This is a genomic window from Microbacterium sp. 1.5R, from assembly GCF_001889265.1.
Taxonomy (GTDB): Bacteria; Actinomycetota; Actinomycetes; order Actinomycetales; family Microbacteriaceae; genus Microbacterium.
This window is the reverse complement of record NZ_CP018151.1, coordinates 288312-313065: the sequence shown is the minus strand read 5'-3', so window position 1 is coordinate 313065 and position 24754 is coordinate 288312. Positions and strand designations below refer to the sequence as shown.

Annotated in this window: 26 protein-coding genes; 12 read left to right on the top strand and 14 right to left on the bottom strand. The window is 68.8% G+C overall.

Translation table 11 applies throughout. The features are described from left to right. Positions 1-7: 7 nt before the first annotated feature. Entirely contained in the window at positions 8-676 is a 669-nt protein-coding gene (locus BMW26_RS01535; RefSeq protein WP_053098520.1) for a DNA alkylation repair protein, read from the top strand. 71 nt (positions 677-747) lie between these two features. Here BMW26_RS01535 and putP read toward each other — a convergent pair whose 3' ends face one another. Beyond that, positions 748-2259: a sodium/proline symporter PutP gene (gene putP, locus BMW26_RS01530; protein ID WP_072590567.1), complete on the bottom strand. Its 1512-nt coding sequence runs from the start codon at positions 2257-2259 to the stop codon at positions 748-750. Between the two features lie 106 nt (positions 2260-2365). Here putP and deoD point away from each other — a divergent pair, with 106 nt between their 5' ends. Beyond that, on the top strand, positions 2366-3079 hold the full coding sequence (deoD, locus tag BMW26_RS01525; protein ID WP_072590566.1) for a purine-nucleoside phosphorylase: 714 nt from the start codon (positions 2366-2368) through the stop codon (positions 3077-3079). A 170-nt stretch (positions 3080-3249) separates the two neighbouring features. After that, complete coding sequence (locus BMW26_RS01520) at positions 3250-5763, top strand: DEAD/DEAH box helicase (RefSeq protein ID WP_072590565.1); 2514 nt, start codon at positions 3250-3252, stop codon at positions 5761-5763. Here the strand turns inward: BMW26_RS01520 and BMW26_RS01515 are convergent. The 3 genes from BMW26_RS01515 to BMW26_RS01505 are packed head-to-tail and all read right to left on the bottom strand — an operon-like array spanning position 5760 to position 8505. Next, the gene (locus BMW26_RS01515) at positions 5760-6755 is read right to left on the bottom strand and encodes a D-alanine--D-alanine ligase family protein (protein ID WP_072590564.1); all 996 of its coding nucleotides are present in this window, start codon (positions 6753-6755) and stop codon (positions 5760-5762) included. The two genes, BMW26_RS01520 and BMW26_RS01515, sit on opposite strands and share 4 nt — an antisense overlap. Then, entirely contained in the window at positions 6752-7900 is a 1149-nt protein-coding gene (alr, locus tag BMW26_RS01510; protein ID WP_072590563.1) for an alanine racemase, read from the bottom strand. The genes BMW26_RS01515 and alr overlap by 4 nt, the downstream gene beginning before the upstream one ends. After that, complete coding sequence (locus BMW26_RS01505) at positions 7897-8505, bottom strand: M15 family metallopeptidase (protein WP_056276300.1); 609 nt, start codon at positions 8503-8505, stop codon at positions 7897-7899. Before BMW26_RS01505 ends, alr begins: the two co-directional genes overlap by 4 nt. A gap of 102 nt (positions 8506-8607) precedes the next feature. Between BMW26_RS01505 and BMW26_RS01500 the strand changes: the two genes are divergently transcribed. Both BMW26_RS01500 and BMW26_RS01495 read left to right on the top strand, forming a co-directional pair. After that, positions 8608-9279 (top strand): response regulator transcription factor, encoded by a 672-nt coding sequence (locus tag BMW26_RS01500; RefSeq protein WP_053098514.1) that lies wholly within the window; start codon positions 8608-8610, stop codon positions 9277-9279. Between the two features lie 28 nt (positions 9280-9307). Continuing rightward, positions 9308-10384: a sensor histidine kinase gene (locus BMW26_RS01495; protein WP_072590562.1), complete on the top strand. Its 1077-nt coding sequence runs from the start codon at positions 9308-9310 to the stop codon at positions 10382-10384. Between the two features lie 198 nt (positions 10385-10582). Here the strand turns inward: BMW26_RS01495 and BMW26_RS01490 are convergent, their stop codons facing one another. Then, on the bottom strand, positions 10583-11239 hold the full coding sequence (locus BMW26_RS01490) for an FMN-dependent NADH-azoreductase (protein ID WP_072590561.1): 657 nt from the start codon (positions 11237-11239) through the stop codon (positions 10583-10585). A gap of 79 nt (positions 11240-11318) precedes the next feature. Between BMW26_RS01490 and BMW26_RS01485 the strand changes: the two genes are divergently transcribed. Further along, positions 11319-11657 carry a winged helix-turn-helix transcriptional regulator gene (locus BMW26_RS01485; protein WP_072590560.1) on the top strand — a complete coding sequence of 113 codons (339 nt, stop codon included), beginning with the start codon at positions 11319-11321 and terminating at the stop codon, positions 11655-11657. Positions 11658-11821: 164 nt separating this feature from the next. Here the strand turns inward: BMW26_RS01485 and BMW26_RS01480 are convergent, their stop codons facing one another. The 3 genes from BMW26_RS01480 to BMW26_RS01470 form a co-directional block, all read right to left on the bottom strand. Continuing rightward, positions 11822-13339, bottom strand: coding sequence for an SDR family NAD(P)-dependent oxidoreductase (locus BMW26_RS01480; protein ID WP_053098510.1), 1518 nt, complete (start codon positions 13337-13339; stop codon positions 11822-11824). A 181-nt stretch (positions 13340-13520) separates the two neighbouring features. After that, positions 13521-14726 (bottom strand): hypothetical protein, encoded by a 1206-nt coding sequence (locus BMW26_RS01475; RefSeq protein ID WP_072590559.1) that lies wholly within the window; start codon positions 14724-14726, stop codon positions 13521-13523. 67 nt (positions 14727-14793) lie between these two features. Further along, positions 14794-16011 (bottom strand): hypothetical protein, encoded by a 1218-nt coding sequence (locus tag BMW26_RS01470; protein ID WP_072590558.1) that lies wholly within the window; start codon positions 16009-16011, stop codon positions 14794-14796. 238 nt (positions 16012-16249) lie between these two features. Here BMW26_RS01470 and BMW26_RS01465 point away from each other — a divergent pair, with 238 nt between their 5' ends. The 4 genes from BMW26_RS01465 to BMW26_RS01450 are packed head-to-tail and all read left to right on the top strand — an operon-like array spanning position 16250 to position 18272. Next, positions 16250-17314, top strand: coding sequence for a M4 family metallopeptidase (locus BMW26_RS01465; protein WP_072590557.1), 1065 nt, complete (start codon positions 16250-16252; stop codon positions 17312-17314). Next, the gene (locus BMW26_RS01460; protein ID WP_053098506.1) at positions 17289-17594 is read left to right on the top strand and encodes a protealysin inhibitor emfourin; all 306 of its coding nucleotides are present in this window, start codon (positions 17289-17291) and stop codon (positions 17592-17594) included. The genes BMW26_RS01465 and BMW26_RS01460 overlap by 26 nt, the downstream gene beginning before the upstream one ends. Positions 17595-17630: 36 nt before the next feature. Next, the gene (locus tag BMW26_RS01455; RefSeq protein ID WP_056276285.1) at positions 17631-17969 is read left to right on the top strand and encodes a hypothetical protein; all 339 of its coding nucleotides are present in this window, start codon (positions 17631-17633) and stop codon (positions 17967-17969) included. 60 nt (positions 17970-18029) lie between these two features. Continuing rightward, a complete protein-coding gene (locus tag BMW26_RS01450) occupies positions 18030-18272 on the top strand; it encodes a hypothetical protein (protein WP_053098504.1) in 243 nt (80 codons plus the stop codon). 9 nt (positions 18273-18281) lie between these two features. Here the strand turns inward: BMW26_RS01450 and BMW26_RS01445 are convergent, their stop codons facing one another. Beyond that, positions 18282-19337 carry a mechanosensitive ion channel family protein gene (locus BMW26_RS01445; protein WP_056276280.1) on the bottom strand — a complete coding sequence of 352 codons (1056 nt, stop codon included), beginning with the start codon at positions 19335-19337 and terminating at the stop codon, positions 18282-18284. An 85-nt stretch (positions 19338-19422) separates the two neighbouring features. Between BMW26_RS01445 and BMW26_RS01440 the strand changes: the two genes are divergently transcribed. Then, the gene (locus BMW26_RS01440; protein ID WP_053098502.1) at positions 19423-20160 is read left to right on the top strand and encodes a ribonuclease H family protein; all 738 of its coding nucleotides are present in this window, start codon (positions 19423-19425) and stop codon (positions 20158-20160) included. A gap of 38 nt (positions 20161-20198) precedes the next feature. Continuing rightward, on the top strand, positions 20199-20621 hold the full coding sequence (locus BMW26_RS01435) for a DoxX family protein (RefSeq protein WP_053098501.1): 423 nt from the start codon (positions 20199-20201) through the stop codon (positions 20619-20621). A gap of 77 nt (positions 20622-20698) precedes the next feature. Here the strand turns inward: BMW26_RS01435 and BMW26_RS01430 are convergent, their stop codons facing one another. The 5 genes from BMW26_RS01430 to BMW26_RS01410 form a co-directional block, all read right to left on the bottom strand. After that, on the bottom strand, positions 20699-21676 hold the full coding sequence (locus BMW26_RS01430) for an SRPBCC family protein (RefSeq protein WP_072590556.1): 978 nt from the start codon (positions 21674-21676) through the stop codon (positions 20699-20701). Between the two features lies 1 nt (position 21677). Next, a complete protein-coding gene (locus tag BMW26_RS01425; RefSeq protein WP_072590555.1) occupies positions 21678-22073 on the bottom strand; it encodes an ArsR/SmtB family transcription factor in 396 nt (131 codons plus the stop codon). Between the two features lie 226 nt (positions 22074-22299). Beyond that, positions 22300-23592 carry an NAD(P)/FAD-dependent oxidoreductase gene (locus BMW26_RS01420; RefSeq protein ID WP_157557385.1) on the bottom strand — a complete coding sequence of 431 codons (1293 nt, stop codon included), beginning with the start codon at positions 23590-23592 and terminating at the stop codon, positions 22300-22302. Between the two features lie 52 nt (positions 23593-23644). Beyond that, positions 23645-24304, bottom strand: a complete 660-nt coding sequence (locus BMW26_RS01415; RefSeq protein WP_072590554.1) for an NADPH-dependent F420 reductase — start codon at positions 24302-24304, stop codon at positions 23645-23647. A gap of 40 nt (positions 24305-24344) precedes the next feature. Then, positions 24345-24704, bottom strand: coding sequence for a UBP-type zinc finger domain-containing protein (locus BMW26_RS01410; RefSeq protein ID WP_072592182.1), 360 nt, complete (start codon positions 24702-24704; stop codon positions 24345-24347). Positions 24705-24754: the final 50 nt, after the last annotated feature.

Sequence of the window (24754 nt, the reverse complement as noted above, 5' to 3'; positions counted from 1 at the left end):
TGGTGACATGTCCGACATGACCGTTCCCGAGGCTCTGGCCGAGCTCGCCGCCCTCGAGGATCCGAAGATGCGCGCCGCGAACGAGAAGCGCGGCGACGACCACGGCATCAATCTCAGCCGCATGCGCACCCTCGCGAAGCGCATCAAGACAGACCAGCCCCTGGCGAAAGAGCTGTGGGCGACCGGCGACACCGCCGCCCGGCTGCTGGCGCTGCTGATCTGCACGCCGCGCGCGTTCACCGCCGACGAGCTCGACGCGATGCTGCGACAGACTCAGGCCCCCAAGGTCAACGACTGGTTCGTGAACTACGTCGCGAAGAAGACCCCCCTCGCGGAGGAGCTGCGGCTGCGCTGGTTCGACGACTCCGACCCGACCGTCGCCGCGGCCGCATGGTCGCTCACGACGGTGCGCGTCGCGAAGGATGCCGAGGGCCTCGACCTCGATCACCTGCTCGATCTGATCGAGCGCGATCTGCAGAACGCGCCCTCGCGGTTGCAGTGGGCGATGAACGAGACGCTCGCCAACATCGGCATCTTCCACCCGGAGCTGCGGTCCAGGGCGCTCGAGATCGGTGAGCGCCTGCAGGTGCTCGCCGACTACCCCACCGCGCCCGGCTGCACCTCGCCGTTCGCGCCGATCTGGATCGGCGAGATCGTGCGGCGGCGCGAGGGCTGAGACCCGACGCGAGGGCTGATCCCCGCATCCGGCGACTCAGCCCTGCGTCCCGCGACTCAGCCCTGCGTCCGTCAGCGAGCGCTGCCGACTGCGGCCCGCGGTGCCGTCAGCATCGCTTCGGCGTCGGTGAACTCCTTCTCGATGTCGTCGTTGCGCGTGTAGGTGACGAGGCTCACCACGACGGCCGCGACGAACGCGAACACGAACGCGGGGAGCAGCTCGTACAGGTCGGTGTCGAGGGCCTTCCAGACGAACACCGTGACCGCTCCGATGAACATGCCCGCGAGAGCACCCCAGTTCGTGAGCTTGCGCCAGAACAGGCTGAGCAGGACGATCGGGCCGAACGCGGCGCCGAATCCCGCCCAGGCGAACGACACGAGCCCGAGGATCGAGTCGTTCGGCGTGATCGCGAGGATGATCGCGATGATCGCGACGACGAGCACCGCCAGGCGGCCCAGCAGCACCAGCCGCTTGTCGGACGGCGGGGTCTTGCGCACCACCTTGTAGAGGTCCTCGACCAGCGCAGACGAGCACACGACCAGCTGGCTCGACACGGTGCTCATGATCGCCGCGAGCACGGCCGCCAGCACGAGTCCGGCGACGAACGGATGCAGCAGCGTCTGCGACATCAGCAGCACCACGGTCTCGGGGTTGTCGAGGGTGATGCCCTGCTGCGCCATGTAGGCGATGCCGACGAGGCCCGAGATGATCGCGCCGAACATCGAGACGACCATCCAGGAGATGCCGATGCGACGCGCGCTCTTCGCCTCCTGCGGCGAGCGCAGCGCCATGAAGCGCACGATGATGTGCGGCTGCCCGAAGTACCCGAGGCCCCACGCCAGGGCCGAGGCGATGGCGAGGAAGGTGCCGCCGGTGACGGCCCCTCCGCCGAGCAGCGACAGGAATCCCTCTCCGGCGTTCTCGGTGATGAGCGTCGACGTCTCCTCGAGTCCGCCGATCGCGATGACGGCGGCGACCGGCACGACGATCAGCGCGATCACCATCATCAGCCCCTGCACGACGTCGGTGAGGGAGGCCCCGAGGAATCCGCCGAAGAGCGTGTACAGCAGGGTGATGCCGCCGACCAGCAGCATCCCGAACAGGTAGTCGCCGTTGAACGAGCTCTCGAAGAAGACGCCGGCGGCGACCATGCCCGACGAGATGTACAGCGTGAAGAACACCAGGATGATGAGCCCCGAGGCGATGCGCAGCGACCGGCTGGTGTCGCGGAGCCGGTTCTCGAAGAAGCTCGGGATCGTGATCGAGTTGCGCGACACCTCGGTGTAGGCGCGAAGCCGTGGCGCCACCAGCAGCCAGTTGAGGTAGGCGCCGATCGTCAGCCCGATCGCGATCCAGGCCTCGATCAGTCCAGCGGCGTAGATCGCGCCGGGAAGACCCATCACGAGCCAGCCCGACATGTCGGCCGCACCGGCGCTGATCGCGGCGACCCACGACGGCAGGTTGCGTCCGCCGAGCATGTAGTCCTCATGGTCGGAGGTGCGCTTGTAGGCGAAGTATCCGATGAGCAGCATGCCGGCGAAGTACAGCCCGAGCGCCCCATACAAGAAGATCTGATCGGACATCGTCGTCCCTTTTCCGCGGTGCCGATCACCGCTCGGTACCGATGATCTCAAGGCGGACGCTGTGGTCCGGGCGCGCCACGCAGAGACCGCTGGTTACGCTGAAGCCATGAGCACGCACATCGCCGCACAGCCCGGTCAGATCGCCCCCGTCGTCCTGTTCCCCGGCGATCCGCTGCGGGCGAAGTGGATCGCCGAGACCTTCCTCGACGACGCCGAGCTGTACTCCGAGACCCGCGGGATGCTGGGCTTCACCGGCACCTGGGAGGGCCACCGCGTCTCGGTGCAGGGTTCGGGCATGGGTCAGCCGTCGATGGCCATCTATGCGACCGAGCTGTTCGAGGAGTACGACGTAAAGACGATCGTGCGCGTCGGATCGTGCGGGGCGCTGACCGAGAAGCTGCAGGTGCGGGACATCATCATCGCGAACGGCGCCTGCACCGATTCGGGCATCAACAGGGTGCGCTTCCACGGACTCGACTACGCACCTGTCGCGGACTTCGGACTGCTGCGCGCGGCGGTCGAGGCGAGCGAGGCCGAGGCCCTGGACTCGGCCGTCCACGTCGGTCTGCTGTTCTCGAGCGACCAGTTCTACAGCACCCGACCCGAGCTGACCGAGCCGTTCGTGCAGCACGGCGCCCTCGGTGTCGAGATGGAGGCCGCGGGGCTGTACACCCTCGCCGCGTACCACGGGCGTCGCGCTCTGGCCATCTGCACGGTGTCGGATCACATCGTCACCGGCGAGCAGACCACCGCTCAGGAGCGCGAGCAGACCTTCGGCGACATGATCCGCATCGCGCTGCGCGCCGCGACGTCCGTCTGAGTCGTTGCGGGCCGGCCGGCGCGCTCGCTTGCAGGCTCGCTCGCTCGCTCGCTCCCTTGCAGCGAAGGAGATCTCACGCTGCGAAGGACCGCATCCAGCATCCGCTCCTGCACAGCATGTGTTCCCCTTCGCAGGAGGTGCCCTGCCGGAGGTGGGATGATCGACAGACCATGCCTGCGATCCTCGACCACACGACGCTGACCGACGGATCCGATGCGGATGCCGTCTACACGGCGTTCGTCGAATGGGCCGAGTCGACCGGCATCAGCCTCTACCCCGCCCAGGACGAGGCGGTCATCGAGATCGTCTCGGGCAACAACCTGATCCTGTCGACGCCCACCGGCACCGGCAAGTCGCTCGTCGCGGTCGGCGCGCATTTCGCCGCGCTGGTCGAGGGGCGCCGCTCGTTCTACACCGCCCCGATCAAGGCGCTCGTGAGCGAGAAGTTCTTCTCCCTCGTCGACGTCTTCGGCGCCTCGAACGTCGGCATGATCACGGGCGACTCCTCGGTCAACCCGGATGCCCCGATCATCTGCTGCACGGCCGAGATCCTCGCGAACCTCGCGCTGCGCCAGGGCACGGACGCTGCGGTGCATCAGGTCGTCATGGACGAGTTCCATTTCTATGCCGACCCCGACCGCGGATGGGCCTGGCAGGTACCGCTGCTCGAGCTGCCGCAGGCGCAGTTCATCCTCATGTCGGCCACCCTGGGCGACGTGTCGCAGCTGTCGAGCGACCTCACCCGCAGGACCGGCCGTGACACGGCATCCGTCACCGGCGTCGAGCGCCCGGTTCCGCTGCACTACTTCTATGAGACGACGCCGATCCACGAGACGATCGACGACCTGCTGAGCACGGGCCAGGCGCCGATCTACGTCGTGCACTTCTCGCAGGCCGCTGCGATGGAGCGGGCCCAGGCCTTGTCGAGCACGAAGGTCGCCACGCGTGAGCAGCGCGACGAGATCGCGGCCCTGATCGGCGGTTTCCGCTTCACGACCGCCTTCGGCAAGACCCTCTCCCGGTTCCTCCGCGCCGGCATCGGCGTGCACCATGCCGGGATGCTCCCGAAGTACCGACGCCTGGTCGAGCAGCTCGCCCAGCGAGGTCTGCTGCGCGTGATCTGCGGCACCGACACGCTCGGCGTCGGCATCAACGTCCCGATCCGCACGGTGCTGCTGACCGCTCTGACCAAGTTCGACGGCACCCGGATGCGGCAGCTCAGCGCCCGCGAGTTCCACCAGATCGCCGGGCGGGCGGGCCGCGCGGGCTTCGACACGGCCGGCACCGTCGTCGCCCAGGCTCCGGAGCACGAGAGCGAGAACGTCGCCGCGATCAAGAAGGCCGGCGACGACCCGAAGAAGAAGCGCAAGATCGTGCGCAAGAAGGCTCCCGATGGCTTCGTCTCGTGGGGCGAGCCGTCGTTCCGCAAGCTGATCGACGCCGAGCCCGAGACCCTCACCTCGCACATGCAGATCACGAGCGCCATGATGCTCAACGTGATCGGGCGCGGCGGCGACGTCTTCGGCAACATGCGCGCACTCGTCTACGACAACCACGAACCTCGCAAACGACAGCGCGAACTCGCTCTGCGCGCCATCGGCATCTACCGCACGCTGCTCGAATCGGGCGTCGTCGAGCAGACGGCCGACGGCGAGATCCGCCTGACCGTCGATCTGCAGCCGAACTTCGCCCTGAACCAGCCGCTGTCTCCGTTCGCTCTCGCCGCCTTCGAACTGCTCGACCGCGACCCGGCTGCCGGCACCGGAACCGGGTCGTACGCCCTGGACATGATCTCGATCGTCGAGTCGACGCTCGATGATCCGCGTGCGATCCTCGGACAGCAGGAGTTCCTGGCACGGGGCGAGGCCGTCGCCGTCATGAAGCGCGAGGGCATCGAGTACGACGAGCGCATGGAGCTGCTCGAGGAGATCACATATCCGAAGCCTCTCGACGAGCTGCTGACCGCCGCGTTCGAGACGTTCAGCGCCGCGCAGCCGTGGATCCGCGACTTCGAGCTGCATCCGAAATCCGTCGTCCGCGACATGTACGAGCGAGCCATGTCGTTCGGGGAATATGTCGCGTACTACAAGATCGCGCGGTCGGAGGGCGTCGTGCTGCGCTACCTCTCCGACGCCTATCGGGCGGCCTCGCAGACCATCCCCGAAGAGGCGAAGGACGAGGATCTCCGCGACCTGATCGAGTGGTTGGGCGAGCTGGTGCGCCAGGTGGATTCGAGCCTGCTCGACGAGTGGGAGGAGCTGGTCAACGGCGTGCTCCACGGCCCGGACGACGAGCCGATCGTTCCGCCGGCGCCGAAGAGACTGACATCGAACGTCCGCGCCTTCCGCACTCTCGTGCGCAACGAGCTGTTCCGTCGAGTGCAGCTGGCCGCCCGCGAGGACGTCGCCGCCCTCGCCGAACTCGACCCGACCTTCGGCGCCGACGCCTGGTCGGATGCGCTCGACGGATACTTCGCCGATCACGACGAGATCCTCACGGGCGCGAACGCCCGCAGCTCTCAGCTGCTGCTCCTGACCGAGGGTGCGACGGAGTGGACCGTCCGTCAGATCCTCGACGACCCGGCGGGCGACCACGACTGGGGCATCTCGGCCACCGTCGACCTCGCCGCCTCCGACGAAGAGGGCGCGGCCGTGGTCACCGTGACGGGCATCGACCGCCTCTAGGCGACCCGCTCGAGGCCGGCCCTCCGGCGCGCACCGTCACCGCCTGGCACCTCAGCGGCTCGCACGAGGCGCGACACGAGGTCGACGTACGACACATCGGCCGCCGCGAACATGCGCGGCGCCTGCGAGGCCGCGGTGAGCCCCGGCATCGTGTTGACCTCGTTCAGCACCGGGCCCTCGGCGGTGAGGAAGAAGTCCATCCTGGCGACCCCGGCGCATCCGAGGGCGTCGAACATGGTCAGCGCCGCACGCGTGAGCGAGGTCGACTCGGCCGTCGACAGCTGCGCGGGCACGGTGAATCGCGCGCTGCCGTCGTACTTCGTGGCGGTGTCGAAGAGGCCGGCGGCGTGGATCTCGAGCGGCGGCGCCGCCCAGCGGACGCCACCGGCTTCGCGCAGGACGGCGACATCGATCTCCCTCCCCTGCACGACCTCTTCGATGAGGATGCGGCGGTCGAACCGCGCCGCCTCGCGGAGCGCCGGCCCCAGTTCATGCTCTCCCCGCACGAGCGAGACACCGTAGCTCGAACCGGCCGACACCGGCTTCACCACCACGGGCCCCTCGAACTCGGCATCGCCGCAGTCCGCCGCATCGACGACGCGTCCCCGTGCCGTGCGCAGCCCTGCCGCTTCGGCGACGAGCTTGGTGGCCCACTTGTCCATGCCGATGGCGCCGGCCCGCGGACCCGATCCGACCACGCGCACCCCTGCGAGACCGCACAGTGCCGCGAGTGCTCCGTCCTCTCCCAGGGGTCCATGCACGGCGGGGAATACGACGTCGCAGTCGGCGAGGAGCGGCATCGCGAGAGCGAGGGATCCGGCGGCGGTGGCACCCTCCGAGACGCCCGCCACCTCCCACACGCCCTGCCGCGAGATCGTCACCGTGCTCACGTCGTATCCCCCGAGCCGCAGGGCCTCTGCGACCGCTGCCGCCGAGGCGAGCGACACCTCGTGCTCGGCGTTCTGCCCTCCCCCGATCACCAGCACTCTCATGCGATGGCCCTCTCGACGCGGGAGCCGATGCCCGTCACGACGGTGTGCGGGATGCTCCCCGCCCACCGCGCCCACTCCTGCATACTCGGCACCGCGCCCCCCTCGGGTCCGAAGACCACGGCCGTGGTACCCCTCGGCATCGAGAGGTCACCCGTGTCGATCACGATCTGATCCATCGACACGCGACCGACGATCGGGCACCGGATGCCGTCGACCGCCACCCCTGCGCCCGCACCGAGCTCCCGCGGGATGCCGTCGGCATACCCGACCCCGATCACGCTCAGATGCGAGGTGCGCGTCGTCGCATACGCGCCGCCGTAGCCGATCGCGGTGCCCGCCGGCACGACACTGCTGTGCACGACCGATGCCGTCAGCCGCGCCGCCCCCTGCAGCGGCACCGTCTCCGACGGATCGATGCCGACCAGCCCGGCGCCGACCCTGACCATGTCGAAGTGCGTGGCGGCATCCGTCAGCGTCCCGGACGTCGCCGCGAGATGCACGAGCAGAGGACCGAATCCGGCACGCAGCACGGCATCCCTCGCCTGTCGCATCCGGAGCACAGCGGGCGCGTTCTTCGCCGGGTCGGCGGCGTCGGCGTCTGGCAGGTGCCCCATCACCCCGACGACGTCGATGCGTGCACGACCCGAGTCGCGGCCCGTGCGAGCCACCCGCAGCAGCTCGGCCCAGTCCTCGAGCGGTACGCCGCCCCGCGACATGCCCGTGTCCATGTGCAGATGCACGCGAACGCACCCGTTCGGCAGCGCCGACGCATCCGCGATCAGCTGCCGCAGCTCCTCGACCGAGCCGACAGCCAGATCGACGCGATCCGCGACGACCTGCGCGACGTCGACCCCGGCGGGGTTGAGCCAGGCGAGGATCGGCACCTCGACACCCGCCGCACGCAGCGGGGCGGCATCCTCGGCATCCGTGATCCCGAGCCACTCGGCCCCGGCCGCGATCGCCGCGAGAGCGACGGTCACGGCGCCGAGGCCGTAGCCGTCGGCCTTGACGACCGCCATGATGCGGGCATCCGTGGCCGATCGGATCCGCTCGACGTTCGCTCCGATCGCGTCAGGGATCGTGTGCAATGTCGGCGGGTGAACGCGCGAGAGGGTGCGGCGTGGAGTGGTGAGCGCCGTGGTCATCGCTGCGTCCTGGGATCGGTGGTCGGGTCGTCGTACATCAGCGGGCACCCGTTCGCCGGGGCCGCCGGCCGCAGCTCGAAGTGCCAGCGCTCATTCGCGTAGATCTGGCAGAGGCCGAAGTCCGCGCCGTGGCGTGCCAGCCAGTCCTGAGCGGCGAGAGGGCCGAGGTCGACCGCGTCTCCCGATACGTGCTCGGAGTTCTCGGGGGTGGCGACCCAGCGCGCGGCCTCCTCTTCGGAGCCGTACTCGACGACCGCATCCTGACGCAGCACCTGCTGGTAGTCGGCCGACCGCCAGCCGCTGTTCACATGCATCCGCACGCCGTCGTGCTCGGCAGCGGATGCGGCAGCGCGCACGGCGGCGAGCAGGTCGGAGTCGAGATTCGTCACGGCGGGCGTGTCGTCGAACACCGAGACCGCGCCCTCCTCGCGGATCATCCCGTCCGCCTCGCTGAGGGACGACGGCGCGACGGTCGGCACGACGGATGCCGACGCCAGAGACTGCTGACCGATCAGCACGACCGAGACCGTGAGAGCGACGGCGAGCAGGGCGGCACCGACGATCGCGGTGAGGCGTCGCCGTGAGGAGGTGGAGCGAGTGTTCATGTCCTCAGTCAAGAAGGAGGCGTGTTGCGACGACGTATGCGATTTCTCATATGCTCCCGATATGTCCGGGTGCGTAAGCTCTGAGCACATGGGAGCTGTGTCGTGCGTGTGCTGATCGTCGAGGACGAGCCCTATCTCGCGGAGGCTGTGCGAGACGGCCTGAGGCTCGAGGCGATCGCGGCGGACATCGCCGGCGACGGCGACACGGCCCTCGAGCTGCTCAGCATCAACTCCTACGATCTCGCGGTACTCGACCGCGACATCCCCGGTCCATCGGGAGACGATGTGGCGAGGTCGATCGTGGCCTCGGGCAGCGGCATCCCGATCCTCATGCTCACCGCGGCCGATCGCCTCGACGACAAGGAGTCGGGTTTCGAGATCGGCGCCGACGACTATCTCACCAAGCCCTTCGAGCTGCGCGAGCTCGTGCTGCGCCTGCGGGCGCTCGACCGTCGTCGCCACCGCGCCAGGCCGCCCGTGCTCGAAGTCGCAGGGTTGCGTCTCGACCCGTTCCGCCGCGAGGTCTTCCGCGACGGCAAGTACGTGGCCCTGACGCGCAAGCAGTTCGCGGTGCTCGAGGTGCTCGTCGATGCGGGCGGCGGAGTCGTGAGCGCCGAGCAGCTGCTCGAGCGCGCGTGGGATGAGAACGCCGACCCGTTCACGAACGCCGTGCGCATCACGGTCTCGTCGCTGCGCAAGCGACTGGGCGAGCCGTGGCTGATCCTCACCGTCCCCGGCGTCGGCTACCGCATCGGAACGGATGCCGATGGCTGATCCCGTTCGGCCCGTGAGGCGCCGAGGCATGAGCGCCCGCTGGAAGCTCACGCTGAGCTATGCGGGCGTCGTGGTCGTGTCAGGCATCGGTCTGCTCGCGGCCGTCGCCGTATACCTGCTGCGGTATGTACCGGATGCCGCGATCATCGCCGACCGCTTCGTGCCGAACCGCTCGGACCTGATCCGCGCATTCATTCCGGCTGCGATCGTGATGATGCTCGTGCTGCTCGCGATCGGAATCGGCGGCGGATGGATCATCGCCGGACGGATGCTGGCCCCCCTCGACCGCATCGGACGGGCAGCGCAGCTCGCCGCGCAGGGGTCGCTGTCGCACCGGGTCGCCCTCGAGGGACCGCGCGACGAGTTCCGTGATCTGGCCGATGTCTTCGACTCGATGCTCGAGCAGCTCGAGGCGCACATGGGCGAGCAGCAGCGGTTCGCCGCCAACGCCTCGCACGAGCTGCGTACCCCGCTCGCGATCTCGCAGGCGATGCTGGAGGTCGCCCGCAACGACCCCGACCGCGACGTCGACGCGCTGATCGACCGACTGCACGAGGTCAATGCGCGCGCGATCGAGCTGACCGAGGCCCTGCTGATGCTGAGCCGTGCCGAGCGCCGCGCGTTCACCCGCGAGCCGGTCGACCTGTCACTGCTCGCCGAGGAGTCGACCGAGACGCTTCTGCCGTCGGCCGAGCGACGTGGTGTGTCCATCGACGTCGGCGGTGACACCGCGAACGTGCTCGGATCCCCCGCCCTGCTCCAGCAGCTGATCACGAACCTGGTGCACAACGCGATCGTTCACAACCTGCCCGCGGGCGGCACGGTCATCGTGCGGACGCATGTTCTGCCGCAGGCTGTGGCGTTGGTGGTCGAGAACACGAGCGACGTGCTGCCCGCCCATCTCGTCGCGACGCTCGCGGAACCGTTCCAGAGAGGTGCCGACCGCACGCGCGGCGAGGATCACGGCGGTGTCGGCCTGGGCCTCGCCATCGTGCAGCGCATCGCCCAGGCGCATGACGGATCCCTCGTGCTCACCGCTCGGCATGGCGGGGGTCTGAACGTGACGGTGTGGCTGCCGCATCCGTTCCCCCGGCCGCTCGCCTGAGGCGGCGGTCGGTCGTCTGGAGGTCCGGGTCCTGCCCGGAGGTCCGGTTCCTGTGCCGTCTGCAGGACCGAGGCACGGATGCAGGACCAGAAACCGTGTTCTGGCCTTGCATCCGTGCCCTGATCCTGCAGACGGGACGCCTGGAGGGGCGGGACCAGACGGGATGCCTGGAGGGGCGGGACCGCTCAGGATGCCGGGTCAGGCGACCTGGTCGCCCCGCAGTGCGGCGAGCTCGCGGCCGTACGTGCGCGCCGACTCCTCGGCGTTCTCCTTGAGCTCGCGGGCGGTGTCGGCGAAGGCGTCGAGAGCGGGGTTCACGCCGACCAGGGTGAACGGACGCTCGACGATGCGCAGGTCGAGGCCCCAGACGTCCTCGAGCACGCGGCGCAGCCATCCGGTGGAGTGGTCCCAGCCCTCCTTGGGCGTTCCGGGGGCGTAGTTGCCGCCGAGCACGGTGACGAGGGTCGCCGGCTTGCCGCGCAATGCGGTGCCCTGCGGGTCGATGCGCGGGTCGGTGTAGGCCAGGTCGAACCAGGTCTTGAAGTGCTGCGAGACGCCGTAGTTGTAGAGCGGCACGGCGAAGAGCAGCGCGTCGGCGCCGATCAGCTCGTCGGCGAAGGTGGTGGCGAGGGCGCGCGCTGCGCGCTGAGCGTCGGTGCGCTCGGCGTCGTCGACGAATCCGCCGGTCACGGCATCCGCCCATGCCGTCGCGGGCACGGGGTCGGCGGCGAGGTCGCGGCGGGTGACCGTGGAGTCCGGGTGCGAGGCGGTCCACTCGGCTTCGACGAGGTCGGCGAGCGAACGGCTGGCGGACGACGCGGGCAGGATGCTGGCATCCAGGCGGAACAGGGACATGAGAAGTGCCTTTCGTTTTTCGTAGTGACTCTGTTTTTCTTAGCGACTCGCGTTAACGTAGCACAGGTATGATGGGCGCATGGCCGAGATCGACGAAGAGCGTCACGTCTGCGACGCCGCCGTCACACTGGCCTTCAGTGTGCTCGGCAAACGCTGGAACGGCATGATCGTCTCGTCGCTCGGCGGCGGTCCTTCGACGTTCGTCGCGCTGCGCCGCGGGGTGTCCGGCATCAGCGACACCGTGCTCTCCGACCGGCTGGCAGAGCTCGCCGAGGCCGGGCTCGTGGCCCGCGCGGTCGACGCCGGTCCGCCTGTCACGGTCTCGTACTCACTGACCGACAGCGGACGTGGGCTGCTGCCCATCCTCGATCAGCTCGGCACCTGGGCGTCCGAGAACCTCGAGATCCGCTCGCACTGACCGTCGCGCGCGGCCCAGGGTGGCGACCAGCACACCGTTCGCAGGACCGAAGCACGGACGCAGGACCAGATTCCCCGTCCCCTCCTGCAGACGGGATCCCATCCTGCAGACGGCATGGGTCCGGCGGTGCAGTCACGGCAGCCCGCAGCTCAGAGGCCGCCGACTCACCAGGGGCTGGGCTCGTAGTCCTTCAGGAACACGCCGTGGATGTCTTCGCCGGCCTCGCCGCGCACGATCGGGTCGTACACGCGGGCCGCTCCGTCAACGAGGTCGAGCGGGGCGTGGAAGCCCTCCTCGGCCAGGCGCACCTTGGTGAAGTGGGGGCGCTCGTCGGTGATCCAACCGGTGTCGACGGCGGTCATGAGGATGCCGTCGGTCTCGAGCATCTCGCCGGCGCTCGTGCGCGTCAGCATGTTCAGCGCCGCCTTGGCCATGTTCGTGTGCGGGTGACCGGGACCCTTGTACCGGCGCGAGAACTGCCCCTCCATCGCCGAGACGTTGACCACGTACTTGCGGTTCGCCGACGAGGCCGCCATCGAGGCGCGCAGGCGACTGATCAACAGGAACGGCGCCGTCGTGTTGGCCAGCTGCACCTCGAGCATCTCGAGCGGATCGACCTGATCGATCGACTGCACCCAGCTGTTCGTGCGGTTGACGTCGGGCACGAGTCCGCCTGCGTCGATGGCGGTGCCGTCGGCGTGCTTCTCGAGCGACGACGATCCGGGGGCCATCGCGAGTCGTGCGAGGTCTTCGGCTGTCAGCGCCTGGCCGCCCTGCTCGGCGACGGTGCCGCCGAGCGCCGCGACGGACAGCAGCGGATGCGCATCGACCGAAGCCTGCAGCGCCTGCGGATGCGGATCGGCGGTGTGTCCGAACGTCTCCATCTCGGGCAGCGGTCCGTCGGGAAGCGGCTGCAGCTCGGCATCCGCCAGGAGAGAGTATGACCCCGGTGAGCGTCGCACCGTCTGCGCGGCGTTGTTGATCAGGATGTCGAGCGGCCCCTGAGCCGCGACAGAGTCGGCGAGGCCGATCACCTGAGCGGGGTCGCGCAGGTCGATGCCGACCACGCGCAGGCGGTGCAGCCAGTCGGCCGAGTCCGGCAGCGCCGAGAACCGACGAACCGCGTCGCGGGGGAATCGTGTGGTGATCGTCGTGTGCGCGCCGTCGCGCAGCAGTCGCAGGGCGATGTGCATGCCGATCTTCGCGCGGCCGCCGGTCAGAAGCGCGCGCTTGCCGGTCAGATCGGTGCGGGCGTTTCGCTTGCCGTGACTGAAGCGGGCGCAGTCCGGGCAGAGCTGGTGATAGAACGCGTCGACCACCGTGTAGGGCTGCTTGCAGATGTAGCAGTTGCGCGGCTTGAGCAGCTCGCCGGCGATCGGGGCGTCGACGACGCTGGTGGCGAGGTCGTGCCCGCGCGTCTCATCGTCGATGCGGTCGGGAGCGCCGGTCGCCGTGCGGGCGACGACCGCCTTGTCGGCGTCGGCGATCGCGTCGCGGATCTCCTTGCGACGCACGCGCTTGACCGCCTTGAACATCGCCGCCGTCGCATGACGCACGGCCACGAAGTCGGGGTGCTCGTTGTCGATCTGGTGCAGCTCCGACAGGACTCGCAGGGTGGTGGCGAGATCCTCGGGGTCGATACCGGCACCCAGGTCGGAGGCGGCGTCGGGTGCATCGGTCATTGTGCCGATTTTACGCGACTTCTCGGGGTGTCTTCCTGGGAGCGCGGGCGGGGCGCCGGGGCTCGACCTCCACAACTCCGGAGACGCGCGCACCACCGGGTTCGCGCTCCCCGGAACGGCGCACAACGGGGAACGAGAGCCACGTGGATCTCCGGAGTTGTGGAGCGGTACCTCGCGCCGGTCAGTGGCCGGCGGCGCCGACCACGACGAACTCGCCGGGCACGACGTCGAGCGTCGCCTCGGCCGCGACCTCGCCGGTGTGCAGATCGACGGCGACGATGCGGTTCTCTGCCGGCTCGGTCACGTAGGCGACGTCGCCGACCACGCGGAGTCCCGGGTGCGGCTGCTGCCATTCGTCGGGGCTCTCCCACGGCTCGATGACATCCCACGAGTCGACCACCGCGCCGGTCTCGTCGAGCAGGTTCAGGGTGCCGTCGGATGCGAGCACGATGATGTTGTCGTGCCCGTCGCGGCCGACTCCGCGCCACGTGTACTCGACGCCCTCCGGGAGGTCGACCACCGACAGGCTCTGCGCGTCGGTGTCGACGAGCGCGAGCTGCGACAGCAGGTAGCCCTCCTGATCGGGGTCGGACTTGTAGTCCAGGGCGGCGATCGCACTCGTCTCGGTCACGTACGCGTTGCCCGAGCGACCGAAGTCGTCAGGCGCCTCGAGCTTGGTGAACGCTCCGTCGGCGAACACCAGCACGCCGTCTTCGCAGCCGAACACGATGGTCTCGCCCTTGAGCGCACCTTCGCCGTGCACCCCGGGGCACTGCTCGTTACGGGCGAGCTCGCCGCCGTCCTCCGCGAGCAGGCGGGCGCCGCTGCGCGACTCCGACGTGCCGATGGTCGACAGCAGCGTGCCGTCGGACAGCTCGATCGCGACTCCGTGATGAGCGGCCTCCGATGCGACGGTGCGCGAGTCCGGCAGGGTGCCGGTGCCGACGGCATCCGTGTCGAAGAGCGTCACGTCTCCGGTGCCGTCGTCGAACAGAGCAGTGCGCCCGGCATGCGGGGTGGCGTGGCCCGGGGTGACGGCGTCGAAGATCTCGCCGGTGAACTCAACGGTGTCCGAGGCGAGGCCGGTGTCGAGCACGTGGAATCCGTCGGCCGCGGTGACGAAGACGTGTCCGTCGTGGTCGCCGGCCGGGTTGACGCGCAGGAAGCCGTCCAGCTCGGCGGAGTCGACGGTCTCGAGGGTCTCGCCGTCGAGCACGGTGATGCCGCCGTCATAGGCGATGGCGACTCTGGTGTCGCCTTCGTGGTCCGACGACGACTCGGGCTTTCCGGATGCCGAGGGCGCGGCGGTCGCGCATCCGGCGAGTGCGACCACGGCGAGCGTGGCGATCGCGCCGGCCGCGAGGCGGCTGCGGGCGGGTCGATGCATGGGTGTCTCCTTCTTCTGGGGGGTGCGCGGGTGCGCGTGACGACGGATGCCGTCGATGAGTCCGGTGTCAGCCGACGAGCTGGAGGTACTGCGGATCGAGGCCGTCGAAAGTGCGGGTGACGGTGCCGTCGCCGTGGTCGATCTCGTGCACCGCGCCTGTGGCCGGGTCGGAGACGTACGCGTGATCGGCGTCGATGACGAGGTGCACGAGGTCGCGCAGGGCAGGGTCCGCGACGGATGCGGCGAGCAGGGCGCTCGTCCGGACGAGTTCCGAGCCGTCGGCGGCCAGCACTCGCACGGTGCCGTCCGCCGCGATCACGACGGTGCGGCTGTCGTCGTCGCCGATGGCCGCGGCGCGCAGCAGCGGGGTCTCCGCGGCGAGCAGCATCCATTCGCGGGCCCGGGAGTCGAGCAGCCAGGCGCCTCTGTCGCCGGCGACGCCTGCGAGATCCGGGCGGTCCGCGCGTCCGGCGAGAACCGGAGCCGCGACGGCGCCCGCGGGGTAGGGGATCGACTCGGCGACGAGCGCTCCGCCGACTTGGCGGGTCACGAGCACGGCACCGGCGTCGCACGCGAAGACGGCGCCGACACGGGTGAGGTCGACGTCGGTCGCGTTCGTGCAGGGCACGGCGATGCCGGTCGCGGTGCCTTCCGCGTCGAGGGTCTCGATCGCCTCGTCGGTGGCGGCGAGGAGGTGCCCGGAGAACGGGATGACGGGTCCGGCCGGGTCGACGGGGAGTGTGAGGTGAGGCGCGTCGTCGAGATCGGCGAGCTTCTCGTGGTCGATGAGGGCGACGTCGCTGCCGAAGCGGATGGCGGTCGCACTGTCACCGACTCGGATGTCGACAGGGCCCTCTCCATCGATGGTTCCGAGCACCCCCGCGTCGCCGAAGAAGGAGTGCGAGTGGTCGCCGTGCGGCACCGTCCAGCGGCCGGAGTCGATCACGTCGACGACCGTGCGGTCTCCCTCGACATGGATCACGTGGGCGAAGCGGCCGACGCCGAGCACGGCATCCGCATCCGCGTCCCCCTCTGCGAGCGTCGAGCGTTCTTCGGTCTCGAGGTCGAGCAGGGTCAGCTGGCCGTCCGCGTCGGCGACGACGAGCGCGAGAGCCGGCGATGCGACCTCGGCCGCTCCCCCGCCGTCGACCCCGTCGTTCGGCGGAATGCTCGCACTCGATGCAGGAGCCGGGGCATCGGATGCTGCGCACGAGGTCACCGTCAGCGTGGCCGCGAGCAATGACACGAACAGGAGAGTGCGGCCGGCGCGGGGAGAGGGGGTCACAGGACCCCACTTTATTGATAACGATTCTCAATATCAAGTCGGGCCCATTTCCGGTCATCGTCGTGTCGTTCCGACATCGTTCGTGTGCGCCGGCTCGGTGACACATGCTTCCCTCGGCCAGAGGCCCGGAATCCGGCCGATGCAGGCGCATCCGGCCGACCGAGGCGCACGTACGGCGACTCCGCACGGCCCCGCCAGCCCTCGCCCGAACGTCGGACCCCCGGCGTAGGGTCTGAACATGAGCAGCCACACCGAGATCCCCGGAGTCGTTCCGTCCTACCTGCTCGCGCGCCTGGCCGAGTCGGGCCGCTATCCCCGTGCGGCCGCCGCCGCACGGCAGACGCTGACGGCGGGCAGACCGCCGTTCCGTGCGCGCATCGATCTGTCGATCGACGAGAACGGAGACCTGGTCGCCGAGCTGTCGGACGCGCCGAACCGCACGATCAGCGACGCCGGCAACACCCAGAACCTCCCCGGGGCGATCGTCCGCGCCGAAGACGACGAGCCGGTGGCCGACCCGTCGGTCAACGAGGCGTTCGACGGACTCGGGGCGACGTTCGAGATGCTGCTCTCCGCCTTCGGGCGCAACTCGCTCAACGACGCCGGCGCCCCTCTCGACGCCACCGTGCACTACGGCATCGACTACGACAACGCCTTCTGGGACGGCGAGCGCATGGTGTTCGGCGACGGCGACGGCGAGGTGTTCGTCGGCTTCACCTCATCGACCACCGTGATCGGCCACGAACTCGCGCACGGTGTGGTGCAGTACACCGCGAACCTCGAGTACCAAGGTCAGCCCGGCGCGCTGAACGAGTCGATCGCCGATGTCTTCGGCGCGCTCACCGAGCAGTACCTCCTCGGGCAGACCGCCGCAGATGCCACCTGGCTCATCGGGGCGGAGATCTTCACGGATGCCGTGCAGGGCAGTGCACTGCGGTCGATGATCGCCCCGGGCACGGCCTACGACGACGACGAGCTCGGCAAAGACCCGCAGCCCGATCACATGAGCGGATTCGTGCGCACGACAGAAGACAACGGCGGCGTGCACATCAACTCGGGCATCCCCAACCGGGCCTTCGCCCTCTTCGCGATCGACCTCGGCGGCAACGCCTGGGAGACCGCCGGAACGGTCTGGTACCGCGCGCTCACCGGCGGCCTGTCGAGCACTGCGAGTTTCACGGAGTTCGCCGACGCGACCCTCGCCGCGGCATCCGCCATCGACGACGCGACTGCCGCAGCCGCTCGACGTGCGTGGGCGACCGTGGGAGTCTATGAGGATGAGCGAGTCCCCAGAGTCGAGTGACGCGCCGGTCGTCATCGCGGTGGTGCGGACGGGCGGCATCGCCGGCATCCGTCGCAAGTGGCGGGTGGAACCAGACCCGACCGAGACGCACCACTGGATCGCGATGATCGACAGCTGCCCGTGGGATGCCGACAGCGATGCCGATTCTGGCGCAGACCGCTTCGTGTGGCTGATCCGCGTGCGCACACCGTCGGAGGAACGCGAACGCGAGCTCCCCGACTCCGCACTCGACGGGCCGTGGCGAGAACTCGTCGATGCGGTCCGCGAGGCCGCAGCCTGACCCGAACGATCCACAGACGACGAGAGGCACAACCCCGTGACGACCGAAGAGGCCGCCCGGCTGCTGCAGCTGGCCCGAGACGCCTACGACCGCGGTGACGCGTTGCTGCACCTCAACGTCGAGGTCAGCCGACTCACCGGCGAGGCCTCGACCTGGGGATCCGCGCAGAACGGATTCATGAGCGATGACAGCATCGGCTATTTCCTGAGCGAGGTCGAACGCGTGGGCTGGCGGCTCGATCACACGGGGTACACGTTCGTCGAGTCCGGGGCGACCACCTCGGCGCGCATGCTCAGCACCGGCACCGGCGTCGTCAATCACGGCGCTGTCGAGGGGTACTTCACTTTCCGTCGGCGCCAGCCGGCTGAGGCCTGACCCGATCAATCCGGTGTGAATCCGGCCGTCCCGTCGCGAGGCGGGTCGAGAATGGGACCCATGGGACTTTTCCAGCAGCGCTCCGATGACGAAGAGAATCAGTGGACTCTGCCCTCCGAGCCGCTCGAGCGGTCGGAGACCGAGGTGCTCGACGCCGCACCGGCGGTCGACCCGCTGGCCATCGGACTCGGCCTCGGTGCCGGCGCATCGATCAGCTCCGTCGCCTTCCCCGTCGCACCACCCGCTCCCGCGGCATTCTCGATCGAAGACCGCGAGCCCGAAGACCGCGAGCCCGAAGGCTGACCCGCCTTCTCAGTCCGCGAGCTGCGGGGCACCCAGGTCGACTCGCGTCCGGGGAAGCGCCTCGGGATGCTCACGCTGCAGCCAGCCGATCATCTTCTCCCGTACCTCGCAGCGCAGTGTCCACTGATCGCCCGAGTCCTTGGCCGACATCACCAGGCGCACCGTTACGTAACCGCCCTGTGCCTCCGTCACCGCGGAGTCGTAGGAACGGCCGTCCCAGGCGGGTGACGCCTCGACGATGCGCTGGAACTCCTGCCGCAGCTCATCCATCGGCACTCGCCAGTCGAGATCGAGGTAGACCGTGCCGAGGATCTTGTCGGAACGTCGCGTCCAGGTCTCGATCGGTGTCGTCGTGAAGTAGCTGCACGGAATGACCAGGCGGCGCTCGTCCCAGATGTAGACGACCACGTAGGACAGGTTGATCTCGCCGACCCGCCCCCATTCGCCTTCGACGACGACCACGTCGCCGACTCGGATCGCATCGGTGAAAGCGACCTGCACCCCTGCGATGAGGTTGCCGAGGATCGACTGCGCAGCGAGCCCGGCGATGATGCTGACGATGCCGGCCGAGGCCAGCAGGCTGGTGCCGACGGCCCTCATCTCGGGGAAGCTGAAGAGCACGGCGCCCAGAGACAGCACGGCGATCGTGACCAGAACGAGCCGGTGGATGACGAGCAGCTGCGTGCGACGGCGGCGGGCTTCCGGACCGACGAGCAGCGTCTCCTCTCTGGCCATCAATCGCTCGAAGCCGAATGAGATCGATGCGCCGAGCAACCACGAGCCGGTGAGGATCGTGGCGATCAGGAACAGCCGGGACACCACCGGCCACCATTCCTGTGTCGCCGGCTCTGAGATCGCACCCGCGATCCAGATCGCGACCACAGCGGTCGTCGCGATCATCGCGTTGCGCACGCGTCTGGCGAGATCGCGCACCCATGGCACGCGACGGCTGATCAGCGAGGCGGCGAGCGCCAGCACCGCGAGTGCGGCGGCAGAGATCACCGTGAGGATGGCGATCGACGCGGCGGTGCCGACCCAGGAATCCCAGGAGAAGTCGGTAGGCATCGATCCACACTATGTCCCGCGGCGGGCGGAGGCGAACGCACGAGGCCGCGCAAGGAGTGTCGCCGCGCGCGGCTACGGTTGAGGGATGACGATCACCGCCGCCGCAGACGGCTCCGCCCTGGGCAACCCCGGCCCGAACGGCTGGGCCTGGTACATCGACGACGCCAACTGGGCCGCGGGCGGCTCCCCGCACGGCACGAACAACCAGGGTGAGCTGCGGGCCGTGCTCGAACTGCTGCAGGCGACGGCCGGCATCTCCGAGAAGCTGATGATCGAGTGCGACAGCCGCTACGTGATCGATTCGGTGACCAAGTGGATGCCGGGCTGGAAGCGCAAGGGCTGGCGTAAGTCGGACGGCGGGCCCGTGCTCAACCGCGACCTGCTCGAGGGCATCGACGAGGCGATCCGCGGGCGCGACGTCGAGTTCTCGTGGGTCAAGGGCCACGCCGGGCACCCCCTGAACGAGGCGGCCGACGAGCGCGCGAACGCCGCAGCGAAGGCCTACCAGGCACAGCAGGAGCCGCGCCGCGGGCCCGGGTTCACCATGGCGACGGATGCCGGGGCCGCTGCCGCAGCATCCGCCCCGATCGCCGCCGCAGCGACACGCGGCGAGCAGGATGCTGCGGCATCCCCGGCCGTCGCGACGTCTCTCGCCGAACCCCTGTGGGCCGAGCCATCCGACCTGCTCGACAGCCTCTATGCGCCGGTCGACGATCCGATCGAGGTGCGACTCGCGCTGTCGAGCGACGAGCACGCCCGCCTGCGCGATCGCGCCGAGGCACAGGGCGTCACGCTCGAAGAGGCGCTCCGCCGCCTGATCTGACGACCCTCACCCCTGAGGGCCCCGCGTACACTCGCACCATGGCGAAGAATGTCGCACGCACCATCGGCCGGGTCTTCCTGGGTTCCTCGCTCGTCTTCGCGGGCGTCTCGCATCTGACGTTCGCGCGCGAGGAGTTCCAGGCGCAGGTGCCGGAGTGGGTGCCCATCGACCCGGACGTGACCGTGCTCGCCTCGGGTGTCGTCGAGATCGGACTCGGCACCGCGCTGCTCGTCGCGCGCAAGCACCGCGGACTGGTCGGCGTGATCACCGCACTGTTCTTCGTCGCGGTCTTCCCCGGCAACATCGCGCAGTGGACGCATCACCGCGACGGCTTCGGCCTCGACACCGACATGAAGCGATTCGTGCGCCTGTTCTTCCAGCCCGTGCTGATCGCCCTGGCCATCTGGTCGACGCGCCGCCCGCGCCGCGACGCGGCCGGCTCCGCTCCCGCCGCTCCCTAACTCCGGAGCTCCGCACCGGAACGGCGGAAGACCGGCCGTTCCCCGAGGATGCGACCGGCCTTCCGGAGTCGTGGAGCTCAGACCGCGAGCAGCTCCCGCTCGAGGCGGGCGTACGAGGTCTCCATGCCGTCGGCCATGCCGGTGGCGAGGATCATGTCGCGCGTCTCCTTGTCGGGGTACTCGATGTAGAGCGTGATGAGCGTCGCCCCGTCCTCTTCGTAGAGGTTCAGGTCGTTCAGCGTCTCGACCGGCATCCCGATCATCCGCTCGGTCTGCACCGACCGCCGCGGTGCGTCGATCAGTAGCGCCTCGCCCTCGAATCCGAACGGCTGCCCCTCGGTGTCGCCCACGGGCGCCCACGAGTTGCGATAGGTCTGACCGACCTCGGTGGCAACCACGCACTCGGTCATCTCCCACCCGTCGGGTCCGAGCAGCCACTGCTTCATGAGCTCGGGGTCGTTGTGCGCACGCCAGACCAGTTCGCGCGGTCCCTCGACGAGACGCGTGATGCGCACGTGGGTGTCGTCGAGCAGCTCGACCTGCGTGCCCTTGCCCTGCGCGTAGTCGCGCAGATCCTGCAGCACGGCGTCGAGCTGGCTCATCGCCAGCTTCAGACCCTCGATCTGGCCCATCTCGACGACCTGCTCGATCGCCTCGACCGAGTCGAAGTGACTGGTCGTGACCATGCGGGTGCCGTCGGCGGTGGACTCGAACGCGAACGACATCCGCTGCGCGGGGAAGCCGTCGAGAGGATTGCCCTCATCGTCGACGAACGAGTCGAGCACCTCGAAGCTGTGCGGGGCATCGATCGAGAGGAACTCCCACGACCCCGACGACTTCTCGCCGCGCGGCCCGCTCATCGAATACTGCGCACGTCCGCCGACCGTGTGGTCCCAGGCGGTGAAGGTGGCCGGCCATCCGGGAGGGCCCCAGAAGCGCTCGAGCTGGCGCGGGTCGCTGTATGCGGCCCAGACCCGCTCGATCGGCGCCGCGAAATCGGCGACGACGGTCATGGTGAGGTTGTCGGCATCGGTGGTGACATCCGTGACGGGCATGTCAGTCTCCTTCTTCGGTTCGTGGAACATCGGTGGTGTCGGTCGTATCGGTGCGGGATGCCGGCGTCTCGGCCAGCAGCTCGTCGAGCCGGGCGATGCGCGACCGCCACAGCTCTTCGTATCGGGCGAGGAGCGCCCTGGCGCGGGCGATCATCTCGGGGTTCGCGCGGACGAGCCGCTCGCGTCCCTCGGCGCGCTTGACGATGAGATTCGCCGCTTCGAGCACGGCCACGTGCTTCTGCACCGCGGCGAACGACATCTCGTATTCGGAGGCGAGGGTCGAGACGGACTGCTCCCGCTCGATCGTCCGACGCAGGATGTCGCGTCGGGTCGACGTCGCCAATGCGTGGAACACACGGTCGACCTCCACTTCGCTCAGTTCTCTTTGTGCAACCATTTGGTTGTACGTTAGACCCGGGCAAGAGCGGATGTCAAGGGTTCGATGTGGATCGCGCCCCTGGGAGTGGCGATAAAGCCCGCTGGGATCCAGCGTTCGGGCGGAGAGAGTGAGCCGCCAGGAACAACTCCCGCGCATCGTGAGAGGTCGCTCAGGCCTGCGCGAGGTGGCAGCCCGATAGCTCCGGAGTTGGCGAGACCCGAACGTCCGCGCCGTCGCCTGCCTTTCAGCTGAAGTGTTCGGTGAGGAAACGGTGCACGAAGGTCACGGCCATCGCCCCTTCGCCGACACAAGACGCAACCCGCTTCACAGAGTTCCGGCGGACATCTCCCGCGGCGAAACAGCCGGGGACACTGGTTTCGAGGTAGAACGGTGCACGTTCCAGCGGCCAGTGCTCCTCCAGGTGCGCGTCTGTCAAGTCAGGACCGGTCACGAGGTAGCCGAGGCTGTCGCGCTCGATTGCTGTGTCTTTCGCCCAGTCGGTATCCGGTGCGCCGCCGATACAGACGAACAGGCGGCGGGCATCCCGGTGGCGCAGATGCCCCGATCGGGTGTTGCGTGTCCCCACGGATTCGAGTGCGGTGTCACCTATCAGTTCAGTCACCGAGGTGTTGAGCTCGATCTCGACGTTGGGGCGATCTTTGATCCGTGATGCCAGGTAGGACGACAGGGTCGCAGAGAGGTCGGGGCCTCGGACGACCATGGTGACGGAACGGGCGTAGGCAGAGAGGTTGAGGACCGCCTGCCCGGCGGAGTTTCCTCCGCCGACGACGATCACGTCTTCTCCGACGCAGTACGCCGCCTCACTCGTCCCCGCACCGTAGAACACGCCCCTCCCTAGTAGGTCCTCCTCGCGGGCGACTCCGAGACGGCGCCACTTCACGCCGGTGGCGCAGATGTTGGAGCGTGCGACCATCGTGGTCCCATCGTTCAGGGTGGCAATCATCTGCTGCGCGCGGAACTCCCCGCGGACGCCGCCACGCATCAGGAGCAGTTCCGCCCCGAATGCGACCGCTTGCTGCCGCGCGCGCTCCGCCAAGTCGCTGCCGCGCACCCCTTGCGGGAAGCCGAGATAGTTCTCGATGAGGCTGCTGTACCCGGCCTGGCCCCCGACGGCCTCTCGCTCGAGGAGGACGACCTTCAGCCCTTCAGAGGCGGCGTAGACCGCGGCGGAAAGGCCGGCCGGCCCTGCCCCGTAGATCGAGAGGTCATACTCCCTGTACCGGGGACGAGTAACCCACCCCAGACGGTCTGCTACTTGCGCAGGCGTGGGCTGCACGAGCCGCGACCCGTCCGGAAGATCGACAACGGGCAGCGCCGCGTCGTCGAGGGAGTGACCGGTGAGCTGCACGGAGTCGTGATCACTTTCTATCTCCGACCACTCGAAAGACACGACACTGCGAGTGAGGAAGTCCCGCAGCGCGTACGCTTCGCGACTATTTCGGCGGCCGTAGACACGCAGCACTCTCGAGTCGTCATTTCCGGTGGCGACCTGAACAGCGGGCGATGCCCCGCTCACGGTTGCTTCCTTTCCCACATGTCTGGTCCTCGACCTGCGTGTCTGGATGGGCTCAATTGCGAGGGAGGTCGCGGTAGCGGACGGCACCAGCGAGAGCGTCGCGCATCTCGGCGGCGTCGAGGCGAACCGCGTAAGCGGGGAGGTCGCGCTGGAACCGCCACCCCTCAGACAGCGGGCCGACGTCGACGACATCAAACCCGAAGCTGTCGAGGAGGCTCTGCACAACGCGCTTCGCGTCGGTGTCGTCTCCTGCCATCGCCAGTGCCCGACGGTCCTCGCTGCCCGCGGGGCTTCCCGTGGAAGTCAGCTCGGCCGCGACGACGTGGTTGAGGGCCTTGACCACGGATGCGCCCGGCAGCAGTCGCTGCAAGATCTCGGCCGTGGTCGTCGACTCGTTGTCGAGCTCGGCGATGTTCCCGTTCCAGCCGGGGTAATAGTTGCCTGTGTCAATGACGATCTTTCCCCCGAAGGCGTCGGCGGGCAGCGCGACGTACGAGTGGATCGGCATGGCGACGACGACGACGTCAGCGCGCTCGGTCGCGTCGGCGACCGTCACCGCAGGTCGTGCGTTTGCGCCCAGTTCGTCGACGAGGGGCTCGAGTCCCTCGCCGCCGCGAGAGTTGGCGAGCACCACCTGGTGCCCGGCTTTCACTGCGAGGCGCGCTACCTGGGAACCGATGTTTCCTGCTCCGATGATGGCGATCACGGCCATGTTCTGCCTTTCGATAGGTGTGCGTGAAGCGAGGTGTGGGTCAATTCGCTGTGCGGGAGCGTGAACTGAGGATCAACAGCCAGTCCTCCGGGAGGCGGTCGGCGGGGCCCGGAGCGGGTTGATCCTCGGGGTGACTGTGGGGTGGGGCGAGTTCGGGTCCCGCGCCGAACTTGTTGGTCCGGAAGTCCCAGAACCAGTCCTCGCCTGGCTCGAAGCTTTGGATGATCGCATGGCCGGTCGCTTCTGCATGGGCTGTGGAGTGCCGGTTCAGTGAGTCGTTGCAGCAGCCGATGTGACCACAGGCGGCGCACCGGCGAAGGTGCACCCACCAGGATCCGATCGAGTCGCACTCGACGCAGCTGTCACCACTGGGCGGCACTTCGGGGTTGATGTGGTTCATGATTCGCGCTTTCTTCAGAAGAGGGGCAAACAGAGCGGTCCGCACCGCCG

What these genes read in the sequence shown, in the direction of transcription:
- BMW26_RS01535 (WP_053098520.1), top strand. Translation starts at nt 8, where the DNA reads ATGTCCGACATGACCGTTCCCGAGGCTCTGGCCGAGCTCGCCGCCCTC.
- putP (WP_072590567.1), bottom strand. Translation starts at nt 2,259, where the DNA reads ATGTCCGATCAGATCTTCTTGTATGGGGCGCTCGGGCTGTACTTCGCC.
- deoD (WP_072590566.1), top strand. Translation starts at nt 2,366, where the DNA reads ATGAGCACGCACATCGCCGCACAGCCCGGTCAGATCGCCCCCGTCGTC.
- BMW26_RS01520 (WP_072590565.1), top strand. Translation starts at nt 3,250, where the DNA reads ATGCCTGCGATCCTCGACCACACGACGCTGACCGACGGATCCGATGCG.
- BMW26_RS01515 (WP_072590564.1), bottom strand. Translation starts at nt 6,755, where the DNA reads ATGAGAGTGCTGGTGATCGGGGGAGGGCAGAACGCCGAGCACGAGGTG.
- alr (WP_072590563.1), bottom strand. Translation starts at nt 7,900, where the DNA reads ATGACCACGGCGCTCACCACTCCACGCCGCACCCTCTCGCGCGTTCAC.
- BMW26_RS01505 (WP_056276300.1), bottom strand. Translation starts at nt 8,505, where the DNA reads ATGAACACTCGCTCCACCTCCTCACGGCGACGCCTCACCGCGATCGTC.
- BMW26_RS01495 (WP_072590562.1), top strand. Translation starts at nt 9,308, where the DNA reads ATGAGCGCCCGCTGGAAGCTCACGCTGAGCTATGCGGGCGTCGTGGTC.
- BMW26_RS01490 (WP_072590561.1), bottom strand. Translation starts at nt 11,239, where the DNA reads ATGTCCCTGTTCCGCCTGGATGCCAGCATCCTGCCCGCGTCGTCCGCC.
- BMW26_RS01485 (WP_072590560.1), top strand. Translation starts at nt 11,319, where the DNA reads ATGGCCGAGATCGACGAAGAGCGTCACGTCTGCGACGCCGCCGTCACA.
- BMW26_RS01480 (WP_053098510.1), bottom strand. Translation starts at nt 13,339, where the DNA reads ATGACCGATGCACCCGACGCCGCCTCCGACCTGGGTGCCGGTATCGAC.
- BMW26_RS01475 (WP_072590559.1), bottom strand. Translation starts at nt 14,726, where the DNA reads ATGCATCGACCCGCCCGCAGCCGCCTCGCGGCCGGCGCGATCGCCACG.
- BMW26_RS01465 (WP_072590557.1), top strand. Translation starts at nt 16,250, where the DNA reads ATGAGCAGCCACACCGAGATCCCCGGAGTCGTTCCGTCCTACCTGCTC.
- BMW26_RS01460 (WP_053098506.1), top strand. Translation starts at nt 17,289, where the DNA reads ATGAGCGAGTCCCCAGAGTCGAGTGACGCGCCGGTCGTCATCGCGGTG.
- BMW26_RS01450 (WP_053098504.1), top strand. Translation starts at nt 18,030, where the DNA reads ATGGGACTTTTCCAGCAGCGCTCCGATGACGAAGAGAATCAGTGGACT.
- BMW26_RS01445 (WP_056276280.1), bottom strand. Translation starts at nt 19,337, where the DNA reads ATGCCTACCGACTTCTCCTGGGATTCCTGGGTCGGCACCGCCGCGTCG.
- BMW26_RS01440 (WP_053098502.1), top strand. Translation starts at nt 19,423, where the DNA reads ATGACGATCACCGCCGCCGCAGACGGCTCCGCCCTGGGCAACCCCGGC.
- BMW26_RS01435 (WP_053098501.1), top strand. Translation starts at nt 20,199, where the DNA reads ATGGCGAAGAATGTCGCACGCACCATCGGCCGGGTCTTCCTGGGTTCC.
- BMW26_RS01430 (WP_072590556.1), bottom strand. Translation starts at nt 21,676, where the DNA reads ATGCCCGTCACGGATGTCACCACCGATGCCGACAACCTCACCATGACC.
- BMW26_RS01425 (WP_072590555.1), bottom strand. Translation starts at nt 22,073, where the DNA reads ATGGTTGCACAAAGAGAACTGAGCGAAGTGGAGGTCGACCGTGTGTTC.
- BMW26_RS01415 (WP_072590554.1), bottom strand. Translation starts at nt 24,304, where the DNA reads ATGGCCGTGATCGCCATCATCGGAGCAGGAAACATCGGTTCCCAGGTA.
- BMW26_RS01410 (WP_072592182.1), bottom strand. Translation starts at nt 24,704, where the DNA reads ATGAACCACATCAACCCCGAAGTGCCGCCCAGTGGTGACAGCTGCGTC.